Here is a 22331-nt window from a genome sequence, read left to right on the forward strand (position 1 = left end):
ATAGCCCTCTTAGTCTCGCTCCCGAGCAGCAGACGCATCGAGCGGAAGTCGAACGTGTAGCTGCCCAGCGCGGTCAGCGCCGGCTGCCCCAGATTGCCGAGAATGGGGTTGGTCTTGTCTCCATCCGGCGCGATCGGGACGTTGTGTTCGATGACCGTGTGCGTGCCGGCCATGATCATCAGTTGCGGCTCGACGAATATTTCGCCTTCGACGCTGCCGCCCAAGCCCGAGGACATGTCGCGCCTTTTAGACCACAGGCCCGCGCGTCCCCCAAACCCGGCCGCATAGCTGGCGTAGAGGCTCGTTCGGCGCGCTCCCGTGTCGACGCTCAACAGGCTTGTGCGGCCGGCAATCTCCAGCTCGGCCACGGGTGTCAGCTGGTTCATGTACAGCTTTGCCCCGGTGCGTAGCAAAGGTGCCTTCCGGTCTATCGCGAACGTTCCATCCGGATCGATCCGGAAGCGGCCGAGCATCGCCAGCGCCGGGAAGCCGAGCGCCGCCTCGATCTGATAGTCGGTTCGCGGCGCGCGAATGTGCAGCGCGGCATCGGGGGCGACGATCGCCACCACATTGTGCAAGATGATGCCGCCGACCGGCAATGCGTCGATAACGGCGATCCGTGTCGCGACCGAATGGCCGGTTGATCCGGTCACCTGATAGCGGGTGTCGCGGATGGCCAGCCGCATTTTGCGGGCAGCGCTCTCCGACACGATCGAATAATTGGCGCCGCTATCGATCATCCATGGCAGCGTGACGCCGCCGATGGTCAGATCGACATTCCGCGTCCCCACAGCATTGAGGTGGGTCCGCAGCGTGGCCGTACCGTTGCCCGTCACCCTGGGCCTGGCGAGATCGCGCAACACCGCCGCCGTTTCGAGTTCGTTGCGCAAATCGGCAAACGCAGCGGGATCCCCGCGGTCCTTATACGCGGCGAGCCAGCGTGCGATCAGCCCATATTCCTTCCCAAACGCACCGCGACGGCGATAGGTGTCGACCAGTGCCGCCAAGGCCTCTTCCGCGCGGGGAGATCCGGATCGATCCAGTGCGGCGACGCACGGGGCGAGCAATATCACGGCCCGATCGAGGCGATTGTCGCGGTTTGCGATGATGCCCTCAACTGCGCAGCGATCGGCGCCCTTCGGCATTGCGCTGGCAAGGGCACGCGCTTCGGCCATGTCCCACCGCGCCAGGGCGGCATCGACGGGCAGCACCGTCGGGGGCGATGAGGCGGCACCCTGAGCGGGGAGGGCGGCCAGCGCGAGCGCGAGAAGAAGAGGCGGCGACATCGTGTAACTCCGGCAGATCTTGGTTGGGGCGGGCGGAGATCGCGGCCGAGGCAGCGCGAGGCGCCGGATTGCAGATGCGGCTGGGCCTGGCCCTCGCAAATGGCACTCTCCACAACAGGTCCGGGCGCATGACGTGATATTCGTCGGCCAAGGCATGTTGGTCACCCGACGTCGAAAGTTTCGGTCACATGCGCTTGCGTGGGCGCTGTTCCGGCCTCACGTCGTGCGGATGGGCGCTTCTGTATCGGGCGCCCGCACTTGGGCTGTACCTGCCAGGGCAATGGATGAGGGCATGAGATGGAGTGGAGCGACGTCCGCATCTTTTTGGCGGTGGTGCGGGCCGGCACCCTGGGTGGTGCCGCGCGTGCGCTGCGTCTCAGCCACCCCACGATCGGCCGGCGGCTGCGCGCACTGGAGGAGGCGACCGGCCAAACCCTGTTTCAGAGAACCGCCGATGGCTTCATCCTCACGGAGGAAGGGAGCGCGATCGTCGGTCTGGCGGAGCAGATGGAAGAGGGCGCGCTGGCCATGGAGCGGCGGCTTGCCGGGCAGGAGCAACAGCTGCGCGGCTGCCTGCGCATATCGTCGGCCGATTGGTTCGGCGCCTATGTGCTGCCCCCGATCATAGCCGACTATACGAATGCCTATCCGGGCGTCGATGTCGAGATCCTAACGGGCACGCGCCTCTTCAGCCTCGCCCAGCGGGAATCGGATATCGCCTTCCGGATCGTGCCCTTCGACACGTCCGACATCGTGCAACGGCGTCTCAGCCGGCTGAATTACGGTGTCTATATCGCCGCCGGCGCACCGGATCCGGCCTTCGGCGACGGGACCGGTTTTCGTCTGATCACCCACGACACGTCGACCGGGCATTTCCCCGATATTGCGTGGCTGATGGAAAGCTTTCCCCATGCGGCGACGGTCATGCGGTCCAACAACCGCAACGTTCAGGCGCGGATGTGTCGGCAGGGTGTCGGCATCGCGGTCCTTCCGCTCGCTGTCGGCAATCAGATCCCGGGGCTGCGCCGGCTCGATCTGCCGTCAGAGCCGCCCAGTCGCGATATCTGGATGGGCTATCATCGCGACCTGAAGCATTTGCAGCGCCTGCGCGCGTTCATTGCGGTAGTGGAGGATCGCCTGCGCGACGTGTTGCCCTGACCGGGCTGGCGGCTCACGCCCCTCAATCTGGATGCCTATGATCGACACGGAACGGCTTCTCCTTCGTCCCTATCTACCCGCCGACCTGCCGGCGATGCTGGCGCTGACCTCCGATCCCGAACTGCGCGCCTTCGTCGGCAATCTCCCCGATGGCGAGGAAGCCGCCTGGGCAAGGTTGCTGCGTTGGGCCGGCCATTGGAGCCTGTTCGATTGCGGCACATTCGCCGTGTTCGAAAAGGCGAGCGGCAGGCTTATCGGAGAAGTCGCGGCCGCCTTCTTCCATCGTGGCGTGGATCCGATGTTCGACCATGTGCCCGAGGCCTCGTGGCTGCTATCGTCCGAAGCCAGGGGGAGGGGCTTTGCATACGAAGCGATGGCCGGCCTTCTGGGCTGGGTTCGGCGATCGACGCGTCATGATCGGGTCGCCTGCCTGATAGAGCCGATCAACGCGCCATCGCTGAAGCTGGCGGCTCGGCTCGGCTTCCATCCAGTGAGGGACGTCACCTACCGCGACAAACCGTTCCTCCTGCTTGCGACCTAGCCGCCGTGCAAGCGCGCCCGGACGAAGCGGACAAGTTCGTCGCTGAGCTCCAGATCTTCCGGGGTGCCGCCGAGGAAGCCGCCATGTGGCATCGCCTCGAAGACGTGAAGTTCGGCCATCACGCCGGCCTTTCGCAAGGCGCGGTGCATGCGCACGGTGTTGGAGAGCAAGAGATCGCGGGTGCCGGATTGCAGCAGCGTCGGGGGAAGGCCCGTCAGGTCGCCGAAGAGCGGCGACAGATAAGGGTGGGACAGATCCGCCCCATTCGCATAGAGCAAGTTCACCGACCGCAGCGGCAGGGGCAGCATCACGTCCACCAGGCGGTTTACTTCGAAGCTATCCCCGGACTCGGTCAGATCGACTTCTGGCGAGAGGAGGACCAGGCCCGCCGGCATCGGAAGCCCCTCGTCCCGCGCGCGCAGGAGCAGGGCGACGGCGAGATTGCCGCCGGCGGAGCGGCCGCCGACGACCACGCGCTCTGGCGGATGATGGTCCAGCACGTGCGCATAGGCCGCCAGCGTGTCGTCCAGCGCGGCCGGATAGGGGTGCTCGGGTGGGGTGCGATAGTCGACGGCGTAGCAGCGCAGGCCATGAAGATCGGCCTGCATCCGCGCGCCGGCGCGGCACGCATCGCCACCTCCGAACACCAGCGCGCCGCCGTGCAGATCGAGATAGACGCCGTCGGCCATCGGTTCGCTGTCGGGCGTGGCGACGTGGATGACGGAATCGCCAAGCTGGATGGTCTCGACGCGTGCGCGCAGCGTCCCGGCAAGGCCCTTGATGGCGGCCGCATAATGGGCATCGACCGCCCGCTTCGTCTGAACCCAGCCATCATAGTCCCCGGGGGCCGGCATGGGGTGCTGCGCATTCACTGGCATGCCGTCGGGATCCACGAGACGCTCGAGCGCGGCGCGCGCCTCCGCACTGATCGAGCGGGGGAAGGGGAGCATGCGGGCGGGCAGCCGCACGCCGGACGATCCGTCATTCATGAGATAGGGGCCTAACGCTATCGGTTCTTCGATCTGCGGGCATATGCCGCTGCGGCTGCTGTGCTGGCCTTGCGACGCGGTGCTGTCAAAGACGGCGCGGGGCCGACCATCCGGGAAGCGATGACAATCGTAACATTGCGTCACGCGTCGATGTCATCGCGGACGGCGCCCGGAGGTTGCGATGCCGCTCGTCGTCGGGTCATCCCCGCGACATCTGCTGCGATCAGAGCGGCTTGCCCACCGTCCGGGACACGGCCGCATCCGTGAAGCGGGGAACGTCGGCCATTACCGCCTCCATCTCGGGCGATGCCAGCGCGGCGTACAGGCCCTGTTCGTCGCGGAACCGGTAGATCCCGACAGAGACCTCTGCGGCGTCGGCATCCCGTGGGAAGAAGGCGGCGGCGCTCTCCACCCCGTAGCGCTGCCAGCAGGCCATCGCCAGGGGCAGGTGGACATCGACATAATAGTCGCGATCGAAATAGGTGCCGCCACTGCATGTGGCCGTGAGAATTGCCTGTGTCATGGGGGCGTATCTGGGCCGATCAACATGGATCGTAAACTTACAGAAATGCATATCGCCCGTTCATTCTTGCGCGCGATCGCGGGGCCGCCGGCGATGCTCCCCGTGGCCGTGCTCGGCAGGCCGCGGGTCCAGGCGGTTTGCGGGGCAGCCGCGTCGCGGCCGCCCCCGGACGTCACAGGATATAGCGGAAGCCGACCGTGGCGGCGGTGCTGTGGAAATGGGTGTCCAGCACGGAATCAAGCGTACCGGCGGATTGGTTGAAGCGTTCGACATCGTGCGCGCCGATGCGCAGATAGCGTGCGTCCGCCACCAGCTCGAGATGCGGGACGACCGAGACCGTCACACCGGCGATCGCCTGGTAGGCCAGGTGGCCTGAGGCGCTGGTCGGGATGTTGATGGTCGGGCCGGTCGCCGTCACGTTGTAGCGGATATCATAATCGATATTGCCGTTGCCGATGCCGCCGCCGACGGAAAAGCGCACCAGGTTCGCGATTTTCGGCGTGTCATAGGCGAGGTTGACCATCTGGGTGGTGACGGACTTGCGCCCCTCCAGCAGCTGACGCTCGACATTGTTCAGGACGAGGCGGTTCAACTTGTTGCGGCTCGCCGCCAGCTCGCCCTCAACCCGGAGCCGCCCCCAATGGCCCTCGCCGACGATGGCGCCGAGCGTGATACCGCCCGTCACCGCGTCCTTCGTCGGGGTGCGGATGACCCGGGGATCACCGGCGAGGTTGGCACCGCGGAAGGTCTGCCCGCTGCCGAAGCGGTCGCCGACGAAACCGCCGACATAGAAACGTCCCTCCTGCGCCTGGGCTGGCGCCACGACGAAGGCCGAAACCAGGCCGGAAACAATGATAAATCTTTTCACATCATACTCCCTTCAACGCCCGACACTGCGTGCAGGACAGGCAGAGACCTGACCGGTCGGCTCGACCGGCGAGATGGAGCATCGGGATTGGATCCGTATTTCACGGGAGACAGGGTGGGTTACGCCCGCAATCTGATGTTGCCGGGTTGCGCAACGGCCCGCGCGTCCATCCGCCCGCATGCATCGACAAGCCTCCATTTGACTCGTTTGTCACTTAGTGACATTAAACGAGTCGTTAAACGACGTAAGGTGACATGTGGCAGAGGCGGACGACACAAGGCTGACAATCTCGCGCGAGGCCGCACGCCTGTTCCTGAGGCAGGGTGTGGCGGAGACGAACGGCGACGCCATCGCCGCCGCGGCCGGTGTTTCGACCCGAACGGTCTGGCGTCATTTCCGAAACAAGGAGAATTGCATCGGGCCGGTTCTTGTCACGTCGATCCAGCGCTTCGCACGCATCATGGAGGCATGGCCGCTTGACATGGCGCTGGAGGATCATCTTCGGATCGCGCTGCCGATCGACAACGAGCCTTCGCAACTTATCGCCGACGGCATCCTGGCGGTTCAGCTGGTTGCGCTGTGCGCGGAGGAGGCGGACATCCGGGCGGTCTGGCTGGACGCCTATCATGCTGTGGAAATTCAACTGCAGAGCGTCGTCGCGCGACGGGCCAACCGGTCGACCCTGGATTTCGAGGTTCGCCTCTGTGCGTCCACGATCGTCGCGGCGATCAGGACCGTCGATGAGGCGGTGAGCGTGGCCGCCGTGAACGGCGATCGCGACTATTCGCCGGCCGATCTCGTCGCTGTGCTGGCGGGCGCCATTCGCAGCGCCGCCACGCTCCCGATCTGCGATCCTGTCGCGCGCGACATCTTTCACCTGTCGCCGGGGCGTGCCGCGCCGATCCGCGCGGAATAATTCATCATCAAGAGGAGAGCGTAATGCCTGTTTCAGCGCAGTCCGGCCGTGTCGTCTTCACGGCGGTTACCCTGCTGTTGGCCAGCAGCATCGCCGGTGCCGCGTCGGCGCAGATAAATTGGGGCAAAAGCGCGTATCGGGAGGACAGCAGGACGTGCGAGCGCTTCGGTGCCGCCCATGGGAAGGACTATAGCCGATGCATGCTCGCGCAGCAGCAGCGCCGGGACAACGCGCCGCTTTATGCCGCCGAGCAACAGCGCAACAATGCCGAAGCCGCACGGAATAATGTGGAGACGGTGCGCCGGATCCGCTGCAATCGCGAGGCCAAGCGTGCCGCACGGCGTGGCGAGCGGCCGCTGCCCTGCTGACAGGCGGGCATCCCTGTTCCGATCAAGCTGACCGTCGCGAGTGATGTCTTGGACACAGATCCTCCGACGCGCGGCGCGCCAAAGGGACGCGCCGTAGCCAATCATGACCTATACCGGGCCTGTCCTTTCCAGTGGGCTTATGGCAGCTTCGCGGCGCAAGGGGGGGCTTTTGGCATGGGTTTCAGTCTTTTCCGGAACGGGGCGTGCTGTTTGCTGGCCCTCGCGGCCGCGGGATGCGGTGGCTCGTCGAGCGATCGCGAGGCGGCGACCGGGCGCGACGGCGGTGTCGGCGGACCGGTCGGCGTGGGTTCGGGCGCGGCCCGGGCTTATGTCGCGCGGTTCACGAAAAAGGATCCGGAAGCCTGCTTCAAGCAGGATGTCGCGCTCAAGCAGCCTCAGCTGAGGGCACGGACGGGCGGGCTGGGTCCGCAAGTGCCGCCCACGCGCGTGATCGTGATGATCGACGGGTCCGGTTCGATGGCCGGACGCATGGGCGCGAAGACCAAGCTCGAACTGGCGCGCGAGGCGGCGCGAAGCTTCGTCGACGGACTGCCGCCGTCGGTGCAGACATCCTTGCTGGTCTTCGGGCAGCAGGGGAATAATGAAGAGGCGGGCAAGGCGAAATCCTGTGCCGCGATCGACATCATGGCGCCGATGTCGACGGACCGGGCGGGCTATCGCGCGGCGTTGACGCAGGTCCGTGCCGTCGGCTGGACGCCGCTTGCCGCCGCGCTGGATCGCGCCGAGGGGCTGCTGGCGGCCTCCTCCACGCCGGGCGAGCAGATCATCTATGTCGTGTCCGACGGGGAAGAGACGTGCGGCGGCGATCCGGTGGCAGCGGCCAAGCGGATCAATGCCGGGCGCACGCGGGCGATCGTCAATGTCATCGGCTTCAAGCTGCCGGGCGGCGAGGCGGCCAAGCTGGCGGCGGTGGCGCGCGCCGGCGGCGGTGGCTTCGTCAACCTGTCGACGGAGGCGGAGCTGGCGCGATACGATGCCAAGATCCGCGAGGAAATCCGGCAAACGGACAATGAGGTCGCCACCAGTATCGCCAATACCGACAACAATGTCGCCACGAGCATCGCCATCACCGATGCGGACACCTGCACCAGCATCCTCGCCACAGACGAGGAAACGGCGATGTCGATCGACCTCACCAATCGCGAAACGGCGGGCAAGCCCGTTCCCTTCCGCGAGGAAGCCAAAGCGCTGCTGAAGGCGCGGCATGACGCGATGCGCGCGCGGTTCCAGGCCTATCGCGCGCGGTTGAGCGGTGCCGAGGCTATGGCGAAAAAGGGGATCGATGCCGCAGCGAACGCGGTGCGGTAACAGATGCTCTTCCTGCCACGGGATGGCGGCCCCGGCTTATAGAAAGGAATAGGGGTCCACATCGACCGCGACGCGGACGCCGCGGGGTTTTTCGATCGGGCCGAGCCAGTCGCGGATAACGTCCTGCACATCGAGCGCGCGGCGGGCGTGGACGAGCAGGCGCTGGCGGTGGCGGCCGCGTAGCATGGCAAGCGGGGCGGGGGCTGGGCCGTAGACCTGCATGCCTTCGACGCGCGGCGCGGCGCGGCCGATCGCCTTGGCAGTGCTGACCGCCTCGTCGAGATTTTCCGAGCTGACGATGATGCCGGCGAAGCGGCCAAAGGGGGGGGCGCCGGCGTGACGTCGGGCCTCGGTCTCGGCTTCGTAGAAGCTGTCGGCGTCGCCCGAAACGAGCGCCTGGATCACGGGTGCGCCGGGTTCGAAAGTCTGGACGAGCACACGGCCCGGCTTGGACCCGCGCCCGGCGCGGCCGGCGACCTGCGCGATCTGCTGGAAGCTGCGTTCGGCCGCGCGCAAATCGCCGCCGGACAGGCCGAGATCGGCATCGATCACGCCGACCAAGGTGAGGTTGGGGAAGTGGTAGCCCTTGGTCACCAATTGCGTGCCGATGACGATATCGATCTCGCCGGCTTCCATCTTGTGGACGAACTCGGCCGCCTTGGCAGGCGACCATAAGGTATCCGACGTCACGATGGCCGAGCGCGCGTCGGGGAAGAGCAGGGCGACCTCGTCAGCAATGCGCTCCACGCCCGGGCCGCAGGCGACCAGGGCATCCTCTTCCTTGCATTCGGGGCAAGCGCGCGGCGGCGGCATGACGTGGCCGCAATGGTGGCAGGCGAGCCGCGCGGTCAGGCGATGCTCGACCATCCAGGCCGTACAGTTCGGGCATTTGAAGCGGTGGCCGCAATGGCGGCAGAGCGTGAGCGGGGCATAGCCGCGGCGGTTGAGGAACAGCAGTGACTGTTCGCCGCGTTCCAGCGTTTCCTGCACCGCCGCCACCAGGCTGGGCGCGAGCCAGCGACCGCGATCGGGCCGGTCCTGCGTCAGGTCGATCGCGGCGATGTCGGGCATGGTCGCGCCGCCGAAGCGAAGCGGAAGCTTGACCTCCTCATAGCGGCCCTGGGCGACCTGCTGGCGCGTCTCGATGGCAGGCGTGGCCGAGGCCAGGATGACGGGGACGCTTTCGAAATGGCCGCGCATCACCGCGACATCGCGTGCGTGATACATGACGCCGTCTTCCTGCTTGAAGCTGGCCTCATGCGCTTCGTCGACGACGATCAGGCCGAGATCGCGATAGGGCAGGAACAGGGCCGAGCGCGCGCCGACCGTGACCAGAGCCTCGCCGCTGGCGATGGCGCGCCAGGCGCGGCGGCGCTGCGATTGACGCAGATCGGAATGCCAGGCGACGGGTGCGCAGCCAAACCGTTCGGCAAAACGCTTGAGAAAGGGCTCGGTCAGCGCGATTTCGGGCAGCAGGACCAGGGTCTGGCGGCCGGACCGGATGGCGGCGGCGACGGCTTCGAAATAGACTTCGGTCTTGCCGGAGCCGGTGACGCCGTCGAGCAATATGGGCGCGAACGCCTGTGCCTGCACCGCGTCGGTCAGCCGGGTCGCGGCGGCGGCCTGTTCGGGCGAGAGGTCGGGGCGTGCGTGATCGGGGTCGGGGAGCGGGAACGGATCATCGACATGGACTTCGACCGGCTCGATCGCGCCGGCTTTGATGAGGCCACGGATCACGCCGTCGGAAACATCCGCGATTGTCGCCAGCTCGCGCACGATGCCCTGGCGGTTTTCCAGCCGCTCCAACGCCTGTTCGCGCTGCGCGGTGAGCCGGGGCGGGACATGGCCGGTCCGCCGATATTCGATGATCGTGCGCGCCCCGTCCAAAGCCGACGCAGAGGCGAGCGTCATCCGCAAGACGGCGGCGGGCGGAGCGAGATAATAATCCGCGGTCCACTCGATCAGGCGGCGCAGCGACTCCTTGAGCGGCGGCAGGTCGTAAACGGCGGCGAGCGGGCGCAGGCGATTGTCGCCAACCTCCGCGTCGGAGGGCATGCGCTCCGGCTCCCACACCACGCCGGCCAGCTGGCGCGGACCGAGCGGCGCGAGCACGATCGAGCCGGGTTGGACGTCATGTTCGGGATCGACGCGGTAATCGAGCGGGCCGAGCGCGGCATTCAACAGGAGGACGCGCGCGCGCTTGTTCATGATGCTCAGGTAGGGAGTCCCGCGGGGAAATGGAATCCTTTGCGATTGGATCGGAGCCGATCACTTTCCCGTAACGCCCGTCATTGCGAGCGTAGCGAAGCAATCCAGTTCCGAGGCGCGGCCTGGATTGCCGCGGGGCTTCGCCCCTAGCAATGACAGGCACTAGGGCCAGTTTACGCTAGCGCACCGCGCCCTTGAGCAGGAGGCGGGGAAGCAAGGTGATCGCCCCTGCGATCGGCCATTTGCGCTGCCATGGCTTGATGGTGACCGGCTGGCCCGAGTGGCGGCTGATCTTCCAGGCGAGATAATCGATGCCGCCGGCATAGGTCGCACTGGCCTTGGCAAGTCGCAGCAGCGTGAGGGCCTTGCCCTCGCGTCGCCGGCGGGCCCAGGCCCGCTTGCCCTGGCTACGCTCGCAATCCGACATCGGCCGATCGAAGCGAAGCCGATCGCCGGCGAGTTGGGCATCCAGCCGGGCGGCATGCAAGGCGGGGAGAGTGAAGGCGCGATAGCGATCCGGATCGGCATCGACCACGGATCCGGCGCGCCCGCCACGTTCGGCCCGCAATTCTGCCTTGTAAGTGAGCGCGAAGGCCTCGCGCCATAGGTCCAGCCGGTCGATCGTGTCAGCAACGCAGGGCCGAGCGGCGCCGAGCAGGGTGGGCGCCGCGCGCGCAACCGCATCGATGATGCTGTGGCGGGCGGCGCTATCCGCGACCCAGGCGAGCCGCGACGGCTGCGCGAAGCGGGCCCAGACGGAGACGTTGCGGGTGCGTGGCGATGCCAGCCGGAGAAAGTCGGCCTCCGAAAGTACGGCATATTTGGCGACCAGGCCTTCATGCTCGAACGGGAAGACGTTGGGCGGTAGCAGCCGGTTGGCGGCGGCGAGCCATTTGGCGCCGAACGCCGCCCGGTAATCGGCGACGATCAGGTAGAAATCGAGCATCAGGCCGTCGAGCCGGGCCTCGCGCAGCGTCGACCCGTAATAGAGGACCGAACGGGCACCGGGGTGGCGCGCGGCGATCGCGGCGGCCATGGCAGCAATAGCGGGATCGATCGGCACGGCGAGCTCAGCGGCGACCAAATCCCGCAGCGGCTGGGTGTCGGCGGTCACCGCGACATCGCCATGTTGGCGGAGAGATGCGATGCTCGTGGGAAAAGGCTCACGCTGCCAGACGCAGGAAAGGCAGCGGGTCGGTCGGACGCAACACGATCGAGCGACCCTTGCCGGCCTGGAAAATCTCTCCGTCCAGGATCACGCTGGATCGCTCGCCTTCGATCCGGATCTCGTCACCGCGCCGGACGTGCACCCCGCGCAGGAAGCCGCTGCCGAGCTTGCCAAGCAGGCCTGCCACCAACGCGCGCATCAGCGCCATAGGATTTTGATCGATCGCCATCAGCTGCAAGGCCCCGGCATGGCCGCCGGACACGCCGGCGCCGATCAGCAATTTCTTGAGCGTGGTCACGATCAGGACCGAGAAGCGGCCCTGAATGTCACCCTGGCGGATAAGCGACACCTTCACCGACGTCGGCCGCGCGGGCAGGAAGGCGGCACGGATGCCGAAGATAACGGATGTCATCAGCGCGAACGCCGTGAGCAGGTGGCTCAGCCAATTGGGCAGGCCGAGCGGATAGATTTTGTGGCGACAGTAAAGCAGCACCTCGGTCAGGCCGGCGCCGCCGAGGAACATGCCGAGCACGGGCTTCAAACCATCGCTGACCCCGTCCACCTCATGCGTCAGCGCGATCAGCTCCCGCGTGATGATATGGCCTTCGATATCGCCGCGCGCGATTTCCAGCACCCGCTCCAGCGCCACGATCGGATCGCCGGTGGCGCCCAGATCGAGCGCGATCAGGTTGGTCTTGCCGTTGGGCAGCACGGCCACCGGCGGTGGGGCGCAATTGAAATGGCCGCCGTGGTAGAGTTCGGTCAGCGTCGCCTGGACAGTGCCGTCGCCGCCGTTGATGACCAGCACGACCGGATCGACGCGCGAGATCGTGTCGAGCGCCGCCCCGATCTGGTCGACATGCTCGACCTCGTAATGAAAGATTTCAGGATGTTGGGCGCAGAAGCTGCGGACGCGCGGCAGAAGGGCGCGATTGCCCGTCGAACGTGGATTGGAAAGAAGCGCGATCCGGATCATCTGTTTCCTTACTGCCCGCCGCCGATCGGGCCGACGCGGGTACCGCGTACATAGTTCAAGATCACCGGCACGGTGGTCACGCCGTTGACGCGAACCTGCACCTGCGCGGGCGAGGGCTTCCGTTTGAACATGGCGTCAAACAACGACACGCTCGGGTTTCCTGAAAATCCGCCGCCATCCGAACCGATGTCGGTGCTGCCGGTGCCGTCCGCATTATGGCGTACCGACACGGCATAGAGGCCGGCCTTGGCCACCGGCATGCAAACCTCGACCGGGCCGGCCTTGGGCGTGCGGACTTCCACCCGCTCCAGATAGGAACCCTTGTCGAAATATTTAGCGGGGTCGCCGCCATAGGTTTGCACGCGGATGGTGCCGGTGCGCGTCTTCAATCCCTGCACCCGCACGAGCATGGCGGGCTTGCCGCCGCTGCAATCTTCCGGGTGCGGTCCAAGCGCGGCGGCCGTCGCCGGCGCCATCGGCGCTGCGGCAACGATCAGGCTCGCGACAAGGGGTATCAATTTCAACATGACCTCGAAACTCCTGGAAGCTATAGGGCCGGCCAAGCTGGCGCCGGCGACTTTTCGCCTCCATGCGATGGCAGATCGGTCGTGAATGCGGCCAGAACATGGTGACGGAGCGTCGGCAATTTGAATTCGGGTCTCGTTGATCGGTACATTGCGCGGCTGATAGCGGTGCCGTTGATTGCCAGCCTGGTGATCGCGGCCATGCTGTTGTTGCTCGAAAAGATGCTGCGCCTGTTCGACTTCGTCGCACATGAAGGCGGCCCGGTGAGCGTCGTCTGGCGCATGCTGGCCAACCTGATTCCGGAATATCTTTCGCTTGGTATTCCGATCGGGCTGATGCTCGGCGTCTTGCTCGCCTTCCGGCGCCTGGCGACATCGTCGGAGCTGGACGTGCTGCTCGCCTGCGGCTTCAGTTACCGCCGGCTGCTGCGCGTGCCTTATGCCTATGCGATCGTCTTCGCCTTCATCAATCTGGCGATTGTCGGCTTCCTGCAGCCTTATTCGCGCTATGCCTATGAAGGGCTGCGCTACGAGCTGCGCACCGGCGCGCTGGGCGCATCGATCAAGGTCGGCGAGTTTACCAAGCTCGGCAAGAATATGACGGTCCGGATCGAGCGCAGCCAGGAAGGCGGCCGGCAGCTGTCCGGCATCTTCGTGATGGCGCAGGGCAAGGACGGCAAGGAACTGGAAGTCACCGCCGAAAGCGGCCGATTCATGGCAACCGACGATCCCAACACGATCATCTTCCGCCTGCATAACGGCACGCTGGTGCACGATGCCCCGGGCTTCCCGATCCCGCGCGTCCTGAGCTTCCAGAGCCATGATCTGCCCATCGACCTGCCGAAGGAGGAGGCGTTCCGCCAGCGCGGCGGCGGCGACGAGCTGACGATCCCCGAGCTGGTGAAATCGGGCAAGACCGCGCAGCAGGTCGCGGATCGGACCAAGAGCCGGGCTGAATTCCACTTTCGCATGACGGAAGTGGCGACGATGCTGCTGCTGCCCTTGCTGGCGGTAGCGCTGGCCGTGCCGCCGAAGCGATCCACGTCGGCGCTGGGCGTGTTCCTGTCGATCGTGATGATCGTGACCTATTACAAGATTAACGAATATGCGGAGGCGCTGGCGGTGCGGGGCGGCATCAATCCGATCATCGCCTTGTGGACACCGTTCGTGCTGTTCGGCATCCTGATCTGGTGGATGTATCGTACGCTGGCGACGGTGCCGGGCGGTCAGCCAATCGGCGCGCTGGAGCGGCAGTTCGCGAAGCTGGGATCGTGGATGCGGCGCCTGCTCGCCCGATCCAATCGGAAGAGGGCGGCAGCGTGAAGCTCAACGTCTCCTTCTTCGCGTCGCGCACGATCAGCTGGTATATGGCGCGGCTGTTCGTCGTCCGCTCCTTCGCCGTGCTGGCGGCCTTGGCGGTGATCCTGATGGCGCTCGACCTGCTTGGCGAATCCGGCGACATCCTGGCCGTGCCCGGCAACGGCGATGCCCAATTATGGTATTATGTGTCGTTGCGCCTGCCGCAGATCATTTCGCGCTTCCTGCCCTTCTCGGTGCTGCTGGGCACGCTGATCACGCTGGCGACGCTCAATCAGAATAGCGAGATCATCTCGATGAAGGCGGCGGGCATCTCCGCCCATCAGATCCTGGCGCCGCTGATCGTCGCCAGCCTGGCTATTGCCGGCGCATCCTTCTGGTTCAACGATCATATCGTCGCCCGCGCGACCAACGTCCTCTCCGCCTGGCAGGACGTGGATTATGGGCCGGTGCCGCAAAATCGCGGGATCGTAAGCAACGTGTGGGTGCGTTCCGCGGAGGATCTGATCCACGCCGGTCAGGTGACGGGGCGGGGGCCGACGACCACGCTGCATGACGTCCGCCTGTATGATCGCGACGGCGACCGGCTGGGTGCGATCGCGAGCGCGCCCGTCGCCACCTATCGCGATGGCGCCTGGCAGATGCGCGACGCGCGCATTTTCGATGTCGGCCGCGGTCGTGTTACCACGCGACCGACCCTGACAATCGGGCGAGGGGTGGAGCCCGACCGGTTCACGCTGGCGACGGTCAACCCCGATGGCCTGTCGTTCCGGGCGTTGGCGGAAGCGGTGAGCGATCTGCACGCTGCGGGTCGGCCGACCGTCGCGCTCGACACGGTGTTGTGGCACAAGATATCGGGCGCGCTTTCGGTGGTGCTGATGCCGTTGCTGGCGGGTGTCGCCGGCTTCGGCCTGGCGCGGTCCGGCGTGTTGTTCGTGCGTGCCGTTATCGGAATGGCGCTTGGCTTTACCTATTTCGTGGCGGACAATTTCGCGCTCGCGATGGGCAATATCGGAGCCTATCCGCCGCTGCTGGCGGCATGGGCGCCGTTCCTGTTGTTCCTGCTGATCGGGGAAGCGGTGCTGATCCGAACCGAGGAATGATCGTTTCCGCATGACAGGCGCGATGCAACTCGCGCCGAACTTATGCGTCCCCGTCTTTTAAAAAGCCGTTTACCTCTCTATATTAGGGTTGTGACGGCATCCCGCCGCCAAAGGAGAATGCACTATACCACCGCCCATGATGCCGCGCCGCCCGCTGGGTGCGCCGCCACTGCCGCTGAACGGCCCCCGTTTCAACGAGTTCATCCAGAGCCAGAAGGTTAGGGTGATCGATGAAAATGGTGAAAATCTGGGCGTGATGTATACGCGCGAGGCGATCGCGCAGGCTGCCGAGGTCGGGCTGGATCTGGTCGAGGTTTCGCCCAACGCCGATCCGCCGGTCGCCAAGTTCCTCGATGTCGGCAAGTTCAAGTACGAGACCCAGAAGAAAGCCAACATCGCCCGCAAGAGCCAGAAGACGCAGGAGATCAAAGAGATCAAGATGCGTCCGAACATCGATGATCACGATTACGACACCAAGATGAAGAAGGTGTTCGAGTTCATCGCTGAAGGCGACAAGGTGAAATGCACATTGCGCTTCCGCGGCCGCGAAATGGCACATGGCCAGCTCGGCATGCAGGTGCTCCAGCGCGTCCAGGCGGATACCGCCGAGGTCGCGAAGGTGGAGCAATTCCCACGCATGGAAGGCCGCCAGATGCTGATGGTGCTGGCACCGAAGTAAGGGCAGGTCTTTGTAGGGCCATCAGGGGCGGCGGACTTCGGTCTAGCCGCCCTTTTCTTTGGGCGTGCGTCTTAGCTGCCGGGTGCTGGGTGGAGCTGGGGAGGTGCGCGCTGTGATCAAGGCGCATCGAAGCCTGTTCTTCACGGGTCCTTCGATAGGAGCTCTCGCCACGCTGCCAGAGACAGCTACTCGATCTCTACTCAGGACGAACGGACGTGTGCGCGGGTGCTTACTCGGCCGCTTGCCATCGGTGGCCAGCTCCACCATATGGCGCGTGGGAGTCGGGCGGGCGGCGTCGTCGCCAACCTGGTCAGGTCCGGAAGGAAGCAGCCACAACGATTTCTCGTCGGGTCGTTCCGGCTCCCACCCTGCATGCGATAAGACGCTCGCAACGAGCGCCCGCGAAATTGCGGCAATATGAACGGCGTGTGCCTTCTACAATCCTCCCGCGCCAGGGGGAGGTGGCAGGCGCAGCCTGACGGAGGGGAGGGCATCGGTCCCCTCGAGTTGGACAAAGAGCTCATCGCGCGCCGCCTGGGCCTTGGAGGCAGGGCTATTGTCGTCTGCGCCGCCGCCTCCCCCTCTGTCGCCTGTGGCGCCACCTGGCGGGGAGGATCTGGGGAAAATCTGGGTCGTGTCACACTGGGGCGTTCTGTCTCGTCAAGCTCCTGTCCAACACAGGAGAGTGACATGAAACCCCGCCTCGTTCCTTTCGTCGCCGCCCCGCAGCCGATGCAGGCCTTTGTCGACTTCAGCACCGCCATGGCCAAGGAGGGCGTCGAGCCGTCGCTCGCCGAACTCGTGAAGGTGCGCGCGTCGCAGATCAACCACTGCGCTTTCTGCCTCCACATGCATACGCGTGAAGCCCTGGCGCAGGGCGAGAGCGAATTGCGCCTGACAATGCTGGCAGCTTGGGAGGAATCGCCGCTCTATTCCGACCGCGAACGCGCGGCGCTCGCCTGGACGGAGGCCCTGACCCGTCTGCCCGAGACAGGCGCGCCGGAGGCGGTTTATGCGCAATTGCAGGCGCAGTTCACACCGGAGGAGCAGGTCAAGCTCACTATGCTGATCGGGATCATCAACGCCTGGAACCGCTTTGGCGTGGGCTTCCATGCCGTGCATCCGGTGCCGCACGCGGCCAAGGCGGCGGCATGACCGGCGCGGGCGCGGCGGAGACGTTCGATCCGCTGCGCCCGCGGCTGATCCGGGTGGCCTATCGCATGCTCGGTTCGGTCGCGGACGCGGAAGATGTGGTGCAGGATGCGTTTCTGCGCTGGCTGGCGACGGATCGCACGACCGTCCGCGAGCCGGAGGCATTCCTCCGGCGGGTGGTGACCCGCCTGTGCCTTGACCAGCTGAAGTCGGCGCGCGCCCGCCGCGAGGAGTATCGGGGCGAATGGCTGCCGGAACCCATCGTCGAGGAGGAGCCGGTGGAGGACGTGACGCTGCCATTGCTGGTCGCGCTGGATCGCCTCTCGCCCTTGGAGCGCGCCGCCTTCCTGTTGCACGACGTCTTCGGCCTCGACTTTGACGAGGTCGCGCAGTCGATCGATCGCGATCCGGCCGCCGCGCGACAGCTCGCATCGCGGGCCCGCGTCAACGTCCGTTCGGAGCGGCCGCGCTTTCCCGTGGAAAAGCAACATGGCCTCGAAATCGCGGCTGCTTTCTTCAGCGCATCGCGCGGCGGCGACCTGGCCGGACTGCAGACCCTGCTGAAGCAGGATGTCTCCATCTATTCGGACGGCGGCGGCAAGCGCCCGGCGGGCTATCTGCCGATCCGTGGCCTTGCAGACGCGCTCAAGCTGCACAGCTCGCTGTTCCGCTTCGTGCGCGACGGTCAGTCCCAGCTCGTGCGTTATGGCTTCATCAACGGCTTGCCCGGCTTCGTCACGCGCGAGACCGATGGCCTTCTTCAGACCACGGCCCTGCTGATTGAGCAGGGCCAAATCCGTGCCGTCTATGTGATGCGCAATCCGGACAAGTTGGCTCATCTGGGGCAGGGGGCGCTGCACTGACCCGGAGGCGTGAGGCTTCCGACGCGAGGCCGCGCGTGGGGCGATCGCAAATCGACAGCCACGGACCCAATCGCTAGGATGGCCGCAATGGCCGACTCTTTGAATCTCGACGAACCGCCGCAGCCGCAGCGGGCCGAAGCCTATCGCGTCCTGGCGCGCAAATATCGCCCACAGCGCTTTTCAGAGCTGATCGGGCAGGACGCGATGGTCCAGACGCTGGGCAATGCGATCAAGCGCGACCGGCTGGCCCACGCCTTTCTGCTGACCGGCGTCCGCGGTGTCGGCAAGACATCGACCGCGCGCCTGATCGCCAAGGCGCTCAACTGCATCGGGCCTGATGGTAAAGGCGGCCCCACCATCGATCCGTGCGGCGTGTGCGAGCCGTGCGTGGCGATCGCGGAAGGGCGTCACATCGACGTGGTGGAGATGGACGCCGCCAGCCACACCGGTATCGACGACATCCGCGAGATCATCGAGGCGGTGCGTTATTCGGCGGTCTCGGCGCGCTATAAAGTCTACATCATCGACGAAGTGCATATGCTGTCGAAGGCGGCCTTCAACGGACTGCTCAAGACGCTGGAAGAACCGCCGGCGCATGTGAAATTCCTGTTCGCGACGACCGAGGTCAACAAGGTGCCGGTGACCGTATTGTCCCGGTGCCAGCGTTTCGATCTGAAGCGCATTCCGGCCAACCTGCTCGCCGCCCATTTCGCGCATGTTGCGGAGGCCGAGCATGTCGAGGCCGAGCCGGAAGCGCTGGCGTTGATTGCGCGCGCCGCGGAAGGTTCGGCCCGCGACGGACTGTCGATCCTCGACCAGGCGATCGCGCATGCCGGGATGGATGGCGGCGGCGTCAACGCCGATCAGGTGCGCGACATGCTGGGCCTGTCCGATCGGGGAGCGATCCGGCGTCTGTTCGCGGCGATGCTCGCGTCCGATGTCCCGGGCGTGCTGGCGGCGGTCGAGCAGCAGGATTCGCTTGGGGTGGAGCCGACGGCGCTGCTGCGCGGATTGCTGGAAGTCGTGCACGGCGTGACCCGCGCCAAGGCCGGCGGAACGGAAGATCCCGCGCTCAGCCACGAAGAGCGCGAGGCCTATGCCGAATGGGCGAGCCGGATGGGCTATGCGACGCTCCATCGGCTGTGGCAGCTGCTGCTGAAGGGGCATGGCGAAGTGCTGGCCGCCCCCCATCCGCGCGAGGCGGCGGAGATGGCGCTTCTGCGCGTGGTCCATGCCAGCCAATTGCCCGATCCGGGTGAGCTTGCCAGACGGTTGCAGGCCGGGGAGGTCGTAGCCCCGCCGGCCGCGCAGCCGGCGCCGACCCCGGCACCGGCCGAACCGCAGGCGCCGCTGTTGGCGCTGCCGGCCACCCCGCAGGACTTTCACGACATGCTGGTCGCGAAGGGAGCGCACCGGCTGGCGGCCTGCTTCGAGGAAGCGCGCGTGATCCGGTTCGAACCGCCCGAGATCATGTTGATGGAGCATAATGCCATCAACGCTGCTTTCGCGCAGGATCTGCAGAATTGCCTCAACCCGCGGTTCGGCGAAACCGGGCAGCGCTGGACGATCACCGTATCGCAGGGCATCGGACGGCCGAGCCTGCGCGAGAAGGAACAGGCGGCGGCGCAGGCCGCGCGCGACGAAATTCTCAATGCACCGATGGTGGCAGCGGTGCGTTCGGTCTTTCCGGACGCCGAGTTGATTGAAGAGACACGGAGCTACTCATGAACATGGAAGAATTGATGAAGGCTGCGCAGGAGGCCGCGCAGAACATCCAGTCGCAGATGAGCGAGGCGCAGGCGGGTCTCGACAAGATCGAGGTCGAGGGCGTCGCCGGTGGCGGGCTCGTCAAGATCAAGGCGACCGCCAAGGGCCGCATCCTGGGCGTCGAGATCGACGACAGCCTGCTTCAGGTGTCGGAGAAGCAGATGCTGGAAGATCTGGTTGCGGCCGCCATCAACGATGCGCGCACCAAGGCAGACGAAGCCGGCAATGCCGAGATGAGCAAGATGACGGCGGGCATGCCGCTGCCGCCGGGGTTCAAGCTGCCGTTCTGAGCGAGGGGGCTACGATCCGTTCGAGCCGAAGTCTTAGAGCCCTCTCCCTTGAGGGGAGGGTTTGTGAGGGTGGCCTGCACTAGGCGGTCAGGCGCGAGCCTGCGGCTCGCTCCCCCTCACCCCAGCCCACTCCCCGCTGGGGAGAGGGGGCATCGCTCGCCTTAGCGCAGGCAGCGATCATAGCCGCCGCGCTGGACGATGCCGATCCGGCGGACGATGCGGTTGCCATAGCGCAGCACACGGCCCGACGGCGAAATGGCCTCGCGTTCGGCCGGGAGCGGCAGCACTGCGGCGATTCGTGCCGCCTCGGTCGGGCTGAGGCGACTGGCATCATGATGGAAGTAGCGTTGTGCGCCCGCATTGGCGCCGTAGGTGGCGATGCCGGTCTCGGCGACGTTCAGATAGACTTCCATGATCCGCTTCTTGCCCCACAGATGCTCGATCAAGACGGTGAACCAAGCCTCCAATCCTTTGCGCAGGTAGGATCGGCCCTGCCACAGGAAGACATTCTTGGCGGTCTGCTGGCTGATGGTGGAGCCGCCGCGAAGCCGGCGCCCGGCTTCGTTGCCCTTGAACGCCTTCTCGATCGCCTTGAAGTCGAAGCCGTGGTGCGTACAGAAATTGCCGTCCTCGGCGGCAATGGCGGCGCGCGCCATGTCGGGATCCATCTGCGACAGCGGCATCCAATCCTTGTTGAGGGAATGGCCCTGGGTGAGGTCGCCCAGCTGGGTGATGGTGATCGGCGGCGGCACGAAGCGGTAGATCCCGACCATCAGCAGCGATAGCAGAATGAAGCCCAGGACGATCCGTAGCGTCCAGATGAGGATGCGGCGCGGCCAGGACCTGGGGGGCGCGGACGAAGCGGAGTGGCGCGGGCGCGCGAAAGCAGACATGGTCCGCCCCTAGCGGAAGCGCGCGCCCGCTGGAACGGTGGAAGAAGCTGCTCGTTACAGCGGCGTTATCATCGGGAGATATTATGAAGCTTCTGCTCGCCGCGGCCGGGCTGTTGTTGTCGGCGCCGGCGTCGGCGCAGGATCAACTGCGCGATCTCTGCTCGGAACGGCCGGGGCTGAATACGCCGCCTTGCATTGTCGATCAGGGGCATTTGCAGGTGGAAGTCGGGCTGGGAGACTGGACGCTCGACAAGCAGCCCGACAGCCGCACCGACACGATCGTCGCAGGCGATATCCTCGCGCGTTACGGCATTACGCCGACGACGGAGATCCGCCTGGGCTGGACGGCGTTTGGCCATGTCCGCGAGCGGGATCGCGAAACCGGCATGATCGACCGTACGTCCGGCACGGGCGACGTTTCGGTCGGGCTGAAGCAGAGCCTGATCCGTCCCGACGGCGACGGTTTCTCCGTGGCGTTGCTCCCGCACGCGACCCTGCCGACCGGGCGTGACCAGGTGGGGGCAGGGGATTGGAGCGCAGGCCTGCTCATCCCGGTCAATTATGACCTGTCCGAACAGCTCAAGCTGGAGGTGACGCCGGAGGTGGACGCGGCGGTGAACGAAAGCGGCAATGGCCGCCATACCGCTTATGGCAGCGCGGCCGGGCTGGGCATCAAGCTCAGCGAAAAGGTAAATATGTCCGTTGAAACCCAATGGCTGCGCGATCGCGATCCGTCCGGCCATTCCACCCAGGCTTTGGGCGGAGTCTTCGTCGCGTATCAACCGAAAGATCGCCTGCAATTCGATGCCGGCGCGCAGGCCGGGCTCAATCACGCCTCACCCGATGTCGAATTGTATTTCGGGGTAACCGAGAGGTTCTGATCCACCCGTTGCTCACCAACTGCGAGCGACGGAGCAGATGGCTGAGGGGGATCCCGGCTCTCGCCGAGATCCTCCCCGTTCAGGCCATGGCGGGCAGGAGCCGCTTCTCGCCCGCGATGCGCATCATCGCCTTCTGCAGCTTGTCGAAGGCCCGCACCTCGATCTGGCGCACGCGTTCGCGGCTGACGCCATAGACCTGGGAAAGCTCTTCCAGCGTCTTGGGATCGTCGGCCAGCCGGCGTTCGGCCAGAATGTGCTTCTCGCGATCGTTGAGGGCATCCATCGCCTGGGTCAGCATGTCGTGACGGACATCCTTTTCCTGCGCATCGGCGAGGCGTTCGTCCTGCAGCGGATCGGTGTCGACCAGCCAATCCTGCCATTGGGCGTCACCATCCTCACCCACCATGACGTTGAGCGACGTATCGCCGCCCATCGACATGCGACGGTTCATGGAGGTGACGTCCTCCTCGCTCACGCCCAGATCGGTCGCGATCTTGGCGACATGCTCGGGCTTGAGATCGCCATCCTCGAA

Annotated in this window: 23 protein-coding genes and 1 other RNA gene; 14 read left to right on the top strand and 10 right to left on the bottom strand. The window is 65.7% G+C overall.

The annotated features are described in order from the left end of the window. The coding region (locus tag ACOJSI_RS07000; protein WP_420137547.1) for an aspartyl protease family protein at positions 1 to 1286 on the bottom strand (1286 nt) is incomplete at its 3' end. 297 nt (positions 1287 to 1583) lie between these two features. On the opposite strand from ACOJSI_RS07000, the gene ACOJSI_RS07005 reads away from it, so the two are divergent. Beyond that, positions 1584 to 2444 carry a LysR family transcriptional regulator gene (locus ACOJSI_RS07005; RefSeq protein ID WP_420137548.1) on the top strand — a complete coding sequence of 287 codons (861 nt, stop codon included), beginning with the start codon at positions 1584 to 1586 and terminating at the stop codon, positions 2442 to 2444. A 37-nt stretch (positions 2445 to 2481) separates the two neighbouring features. Next, on the top strand, positions 2482 to 2985 hold the full coding sequence (locus ACOJSI_RS07010; RefSeq protein WP_420137549.1) for a GNAT family N-acetyltransferase: 504 nt from the start codon (positions 2482 to 2484) through the stop codon (positions 2983 to 2985). Here ACOJSI_RS07010 and ACOJSI_RS07015 read toward each other — a convergent pair. From ACOJSI_RS07015 to ACOJSI_RS07025, 3 genes are all read right to left on the bottom strand, one after another. After that, positions 2982 to 3974: an alpha/beta hydrolase gene (locus ACOJSI_RS07015; protein ID WP_420137550.1), complete on the bottom strand. Its 993-nt coding sequence runs from the start codon at positions 3972 to 3974 to the stop codon at positions 2982 to 2984. The genes ACOJSI_RS07010 and ACOJSI_RS07015 overlap by 4 nt on opposite strands. Before the next feature lie 223 nt (positions 3975 to 4197). Then, entirely contained in the window at positions 4198 to 4497 is a 300-nt protein-coding gene (locus ACOJSI_RS07020; RefSeq protein ID WP_420137551.1) for an EthD family reductase, read from the bottom strand. Positions 4498 to 4669: 172 nt separating this feature from the next. Continuing rightward, complete coding sequence (locus ACOJSI_RS07025) at positions 4670 to 5365, bottom strand: outer membrane beta-barrel protein (RefSeq protein ID WP_420137552.1); 696 nt, start codon at positions 5363 to 5365, stop codon at positions 4670 to 4672. Positions 5366 to 5621: 256 nt separating this feature from the next. Between ACOJSI_RS07025 and ACOJSI_RS07030 the strand changes: the two genes are divergently transcribed. The 3 genes from ACOJSI_RS07030 to ACOJSI_RS07040 all read left to right on the top strand — a co-directional run bounded on the left by ACOJSI_RS07030 (position 5622) and on the right by ACOJSI_RS07040 (position 7978). Beyond that, positions 5622 to 6281 (top strand): TetR/AcrR family transcriptional regulator, encoded by a 660-nt coding sequence (locus ACOJSI_RS07030; protein ID WP_420137553.1) that lies wholly within the window; start codon positions 5622 to 5624, stop codon positions 6279 to 6281. Positions 6282 to 6304: 23 nt separating this feature from the next. Then, positions 6305 to 6649 carry a hypothetical protein gene (locus tag ACOJSI_RS07035; RefSeq protein WP_420137554.1) on the top strand — a complete coding sequence of 115 codons (345 nt, stop codon included), beginning with the start codon at positions 6305 to 6307 and terminating at the stop codon, positions 6647 to 6649. Positions 6650 to 6859: 210 nt separating this feature from the next. After that, positions 6860 to 7978: a VWA domain-containing protein gene (locus tag ACOJSI_RS07040; RefSeq protein ID WP_420137555.1), complete on the top strand. Its 1119-nt coding sequence runs from the start codon at positions 6860 to 6862 to the stop codon at positions 7976 to 7978. Between the two features lie 36 nt (positions 7979 to 8014). Here ACOJSI_RS07040 and ACOJSI_RS07045 read toward each other — a convergent pair whose 3' ends face one another. The 4 genes from ACOJSI_RS07045 to ACOJSI_RS07060 all read right to left on the bottom strand — a co-directional run bounded on the left by ACOJSI_RS07045 (position 8015) and on the right by ACOJSI_RS07060 (position 12857). Further along, a complete protein-coding gene (locus ACOJSI_RS07045; protein WP_420137556.1) occupies positions 8015 to 10186 on the bottom strand; it encodes a primosomal protein N' in 2172 nt (723 codons plus the stop codon). Between the two features lie 178 nt (positions 10187 to 10364). Then, positions 10365 to 11300: a hypothetical protein gene (locus ACOJSI_RS07050; protein ID WP_420137557.1), complete on the bottom strand. Its 936-nt coding sequence runs from the start codon at positions 11298 to 11300 to the stop codon at positions 10365 to 10367. Between the two features lie 49 nt (positions 11301 to 11349). Continuing rightward, a complete protein-coding gene (locus ACOJSI_RS07055) occupies positions 11350 to 12330 on the bottom strand; it encodes a diacylglycerol/lipid kinase family protein (protein WP_420137558.1) in 981 nt (326 codons plus the stop codon). An 8-nt stretch (positions 12331 to 12338) separates the two neighbouring features. After that, positions 12339 to 12857 carry a DUF2141 domain-containing protein gene (locus tag ACOJSI_RS07060; protein ID WP_420137559.1) on the bottom strand — a complete coding sequence of 173 codons (519 nt, stop codon included), beginning with the start codon at positions 12855 to 12857 and terminating at the stop codon, positions 12339 to 12341. Positions 12858 to 12977: 120 nt separating this feature from the next. Between ACOJSI_RS07060 and lptF the strand changes: the two genes are divergently transcribed. From lptF to ACOJSI_RS07100, 8 genes are all read left to right on the top strand, one after another. Then, on the top strand, positions 12978 to 14177 hold the full coding sequence (gene lptF / locus ACOJSI_RS07065) for an LPS export ABC transporter permease LptF (RefSeq protein WP_420137560.1): 1200 nt from the start codon (positions 12978 to 12980) through the stop codon (positions 14175 to 14177). After that, complete coding sequence (lptG, locus tag ACOJSI_RS07070; protein WP_420137561.1) at positions 14174 to 15274, top strand: LPS export ABC transporter permease LptG; 1101 nt, start codon at positions 14174 to 14176, stop codon at positions 15272 to 15274. The genes lptF and lptG overlap by 4 nt, the downstream gene beginning before the upstream one ends. Positions 15275 to 15413: 139 nt before the next feature. Next, positions 15414 to 15953, top strand: coding sequence for a translation initiation factor IF-3 (gene infC / locus ACOJSI_RS07075; protein ID WP_420137562.1), 540 nt, complete (start codon positions 15414 to 15416; stop codon positions 15951 to 15953). Between the two features lie 273 nt (positions 15954 to 16226). Beyond that, an RNA gene (gene ffs / locus ACOJSI_RS07080) (signal recognition particle sRNA small type) lies at positions 16227 to 16324 on the top strand. A 319-nt stretch (positions 16325 to 16643) separates the two neighbouring features. Next, positions 16644 to 17108, top strand: coding sequence for a carboxymuconolactone decarboxylase family protein (locus ACOJSI_RS07085; RefSeq protein ID WP_420137563.1), 465 nt, complete (start codon positions 16644 to 16646; stop codon positions 17106 to 17108). Next, positions 17105 to 17968 (top strand): sigma-70 family RNA polymerase sigma factor, encoded by an 864-nt coding sequence (locus tag ACOJSI_RS07090; protein ID WP_420137564.1) that lies wholly within the window; start codon positions 17105 to 17107, stop codon positions 17966 to 17968. Before ACOJSI_RS07085 ends, ACOJSI_RS07090 begins: the two co-directional genes overlap by 4 nt. An 87-nt stretch (positions 17969 to 18055) precedes the next feature. Further along, positions 18056 to 19696 (top strand): DNA polymerase III subunit gamma/tau, encoded by a 1641-nt coding sequence (locus ACOJSI_RS07095; RefSeq protein ID WP_420137565.1) that lies wholly within the window; start codon positions 18056 to 18058, stop codon positions 19694 to 19696. After that, positions 19693 to 20025 (top strand): YbaB/EbfC family nucleoid-associated protein, encoded by a 333-nt coding sequence (locus ACOJSI_RS07100; RefSeq protein WP_420137566.1) that lies wholly within the window; start codon positions 19693 to 19695, stop codon positions 20023 to 20025. Before ACOJSI_RS07095 ends, ACOJSI_RS07100 begins: the two co-directional genes overlap by 4 nt. A gap of 161 nt (positions 20026 to 20186) precedes the next feature. Here ACOJSI_RS07100 and mtgA read toward each other — a convergent pair whose 3' ends face one another. Beyond that, on the bottom strand, positions 20187 to 20918 hold the full coding sequence (mtgA, locus tag ACOJSI_RS07105) for a monofunctional biosynthetic peptidoglycan transglycosylase (protein WP_420137567.1): 732 nt from the start codon (positions 20916 to 20918) through the stop codon (positions 20187 to 20189). Positions 20919 to 21001: 83 nt separating this feature from the next. On the opposite strand from mtgA, the gene ACOJSI_RS07110 reads away from it, so the two are divergent. Then, positions 21002 to 21799, top strand: coding sequence for a transporter (locus ACOJSI_RS07110; protein ID WP_420137568.1), 798 nt, complete (start codon positions 21002 to 21004; stop codon positions 21797 to 21799). A gap of 79 nt (positions 21800 to 21878) precedes the next feature. On the opposite strand, the gene ACOJSI_RS07115 is transcribed toward ACOJSI_RS07110, so the two are convergent. Further along, positions 21879 to 22331: sigma-70 family RNA polymerase sigma factor (locus tag ACOJSI_RS07115; protein ID WP_420137569.1), on the bottom strand; the 453-nt coding region annotated here is incomplete at its 5' end.

The organism is Sphingomonas sp., assembly GCF_048595155.1.
Taxonomy (GTDB): domain Bacteria; phylum Pseudomonadota; class Alphaproteobacteria; order Sphingomonadales; family Sphingomonadaceae; genus Sphingomonas_I.

Excerpts from the sequence above, each read along its gene's own strand:
- ACOJSI_RS07005 (WP_420137548.1), top strand. The coding sequence starts at position 1,584 with ATGGAGTGGAGCGACGTCCGCATCTTTTTGGCGGTGGTGCGGGCCGGC.
- ACOJSI_RS07010 (WP_420137549.1), top strand. The coding sequence starts at position 2,482 with ATGATCGACACGGAACGGCTTCTCCTTCGTCCCTATCTACCCGCCGAC.
- ACOJSI_RS07015 (WP_420137550.1), bottom strand. The coding sequence starts at position 3,974 with ATGAATGACGGATCGTCCGGCGTGCGGCTGCCCGCCCGCATGCTCCCC.
- ACOJSI_RS07020 (WP_420137551.1), bottom strand. The coding sequence starts at position 4,497 with ATGACACAGGCAATTCTCACGGCCACATGCAGTGGCGGCACCTATTTC.
- ACOJSI_RS07035 (WP_420137554.1), top strand. The coding sequence starts at position 6,305 with ATGCCTGTTTCAGCGCAGTCCGGCCGTGTCGTCTTCACGGCGGTTACC.
- ACOJSI_RS07045 (WP_420137556.1), bottom strand. The coding sequence starts at position 10,186 with ATGAACAAGCGCGCGCGCGTCCTCCTGTTGAATGCCGCGCTCGGCCCG.
- ACOJSI_RS07055 (WP_420137558.1), bottom strand. The coding sequence starts at position 12,330 with ATGATCCGGATCGCGCTTCTTTCCAATCCACGTTCGACGGGCAATCGC.
- ACOJSI_RS07060 (WP_420137559.1), bottom strand. The coding sequence starts at position 12,857 with ATGTTGAAATTGATACCCCTTGTCGCGAGCCTGATCGTTGCCGCAGCG.
- infC (WP_420137562.1), top strand. The coding sequence starts at position 15,414 with ATGCCGCGCCGCCCGCTGGGTGCGCCGCCACTGCCGCTGAACGGCCCC.
- ACOJSI_RS07085 (WP_420137563.1), top strand. The coding sequence starts at position 16,644 with ATGAAACCCCGCCTCGTTCCTTTCGTCGCCGCCCCGCAGCCGATGCAG.
- ACOJSI_RS07090 (WP_420137564.1), top strand. The coding sequence starts at position 17,105 with ATGACCGGCGCGGGCGCGGCGGAGACGTTCGATCCGCTGCGCCCGCGG.
- ACOJSI_RS07095 (WP_420137565.1), top strand. The coding sequence starts at position 18,056 with ATGGCCGACTCTTTGAATCTCGACGAACCGCCGCAGCCGCAGCGGGCC.
- ACOJSI_RS07100 (WP_420137566.1), top strand. The coding sequence starts at position 19,693 with ATGAACATGGAAGAATTGATGAAGGCTGCGCAGGAGGCCGCGCAGAAC.
- mtgA (WP_420137567.1), bottom strand. The coding sequence starts at position 20,918 with ATGTCTGCTTTCGCGCGCCCGCGCCACTCCGCTTCGTCCGCGCCCCCC.
- ACOJSI_RS07110 (WP_420137568.1), top strand. The coding sequence starts at position 21,002 with ATGAAGCTTCTGCTCGCCGCGGCCGGGCTGTTGTTGTCGGCGCCGGCG.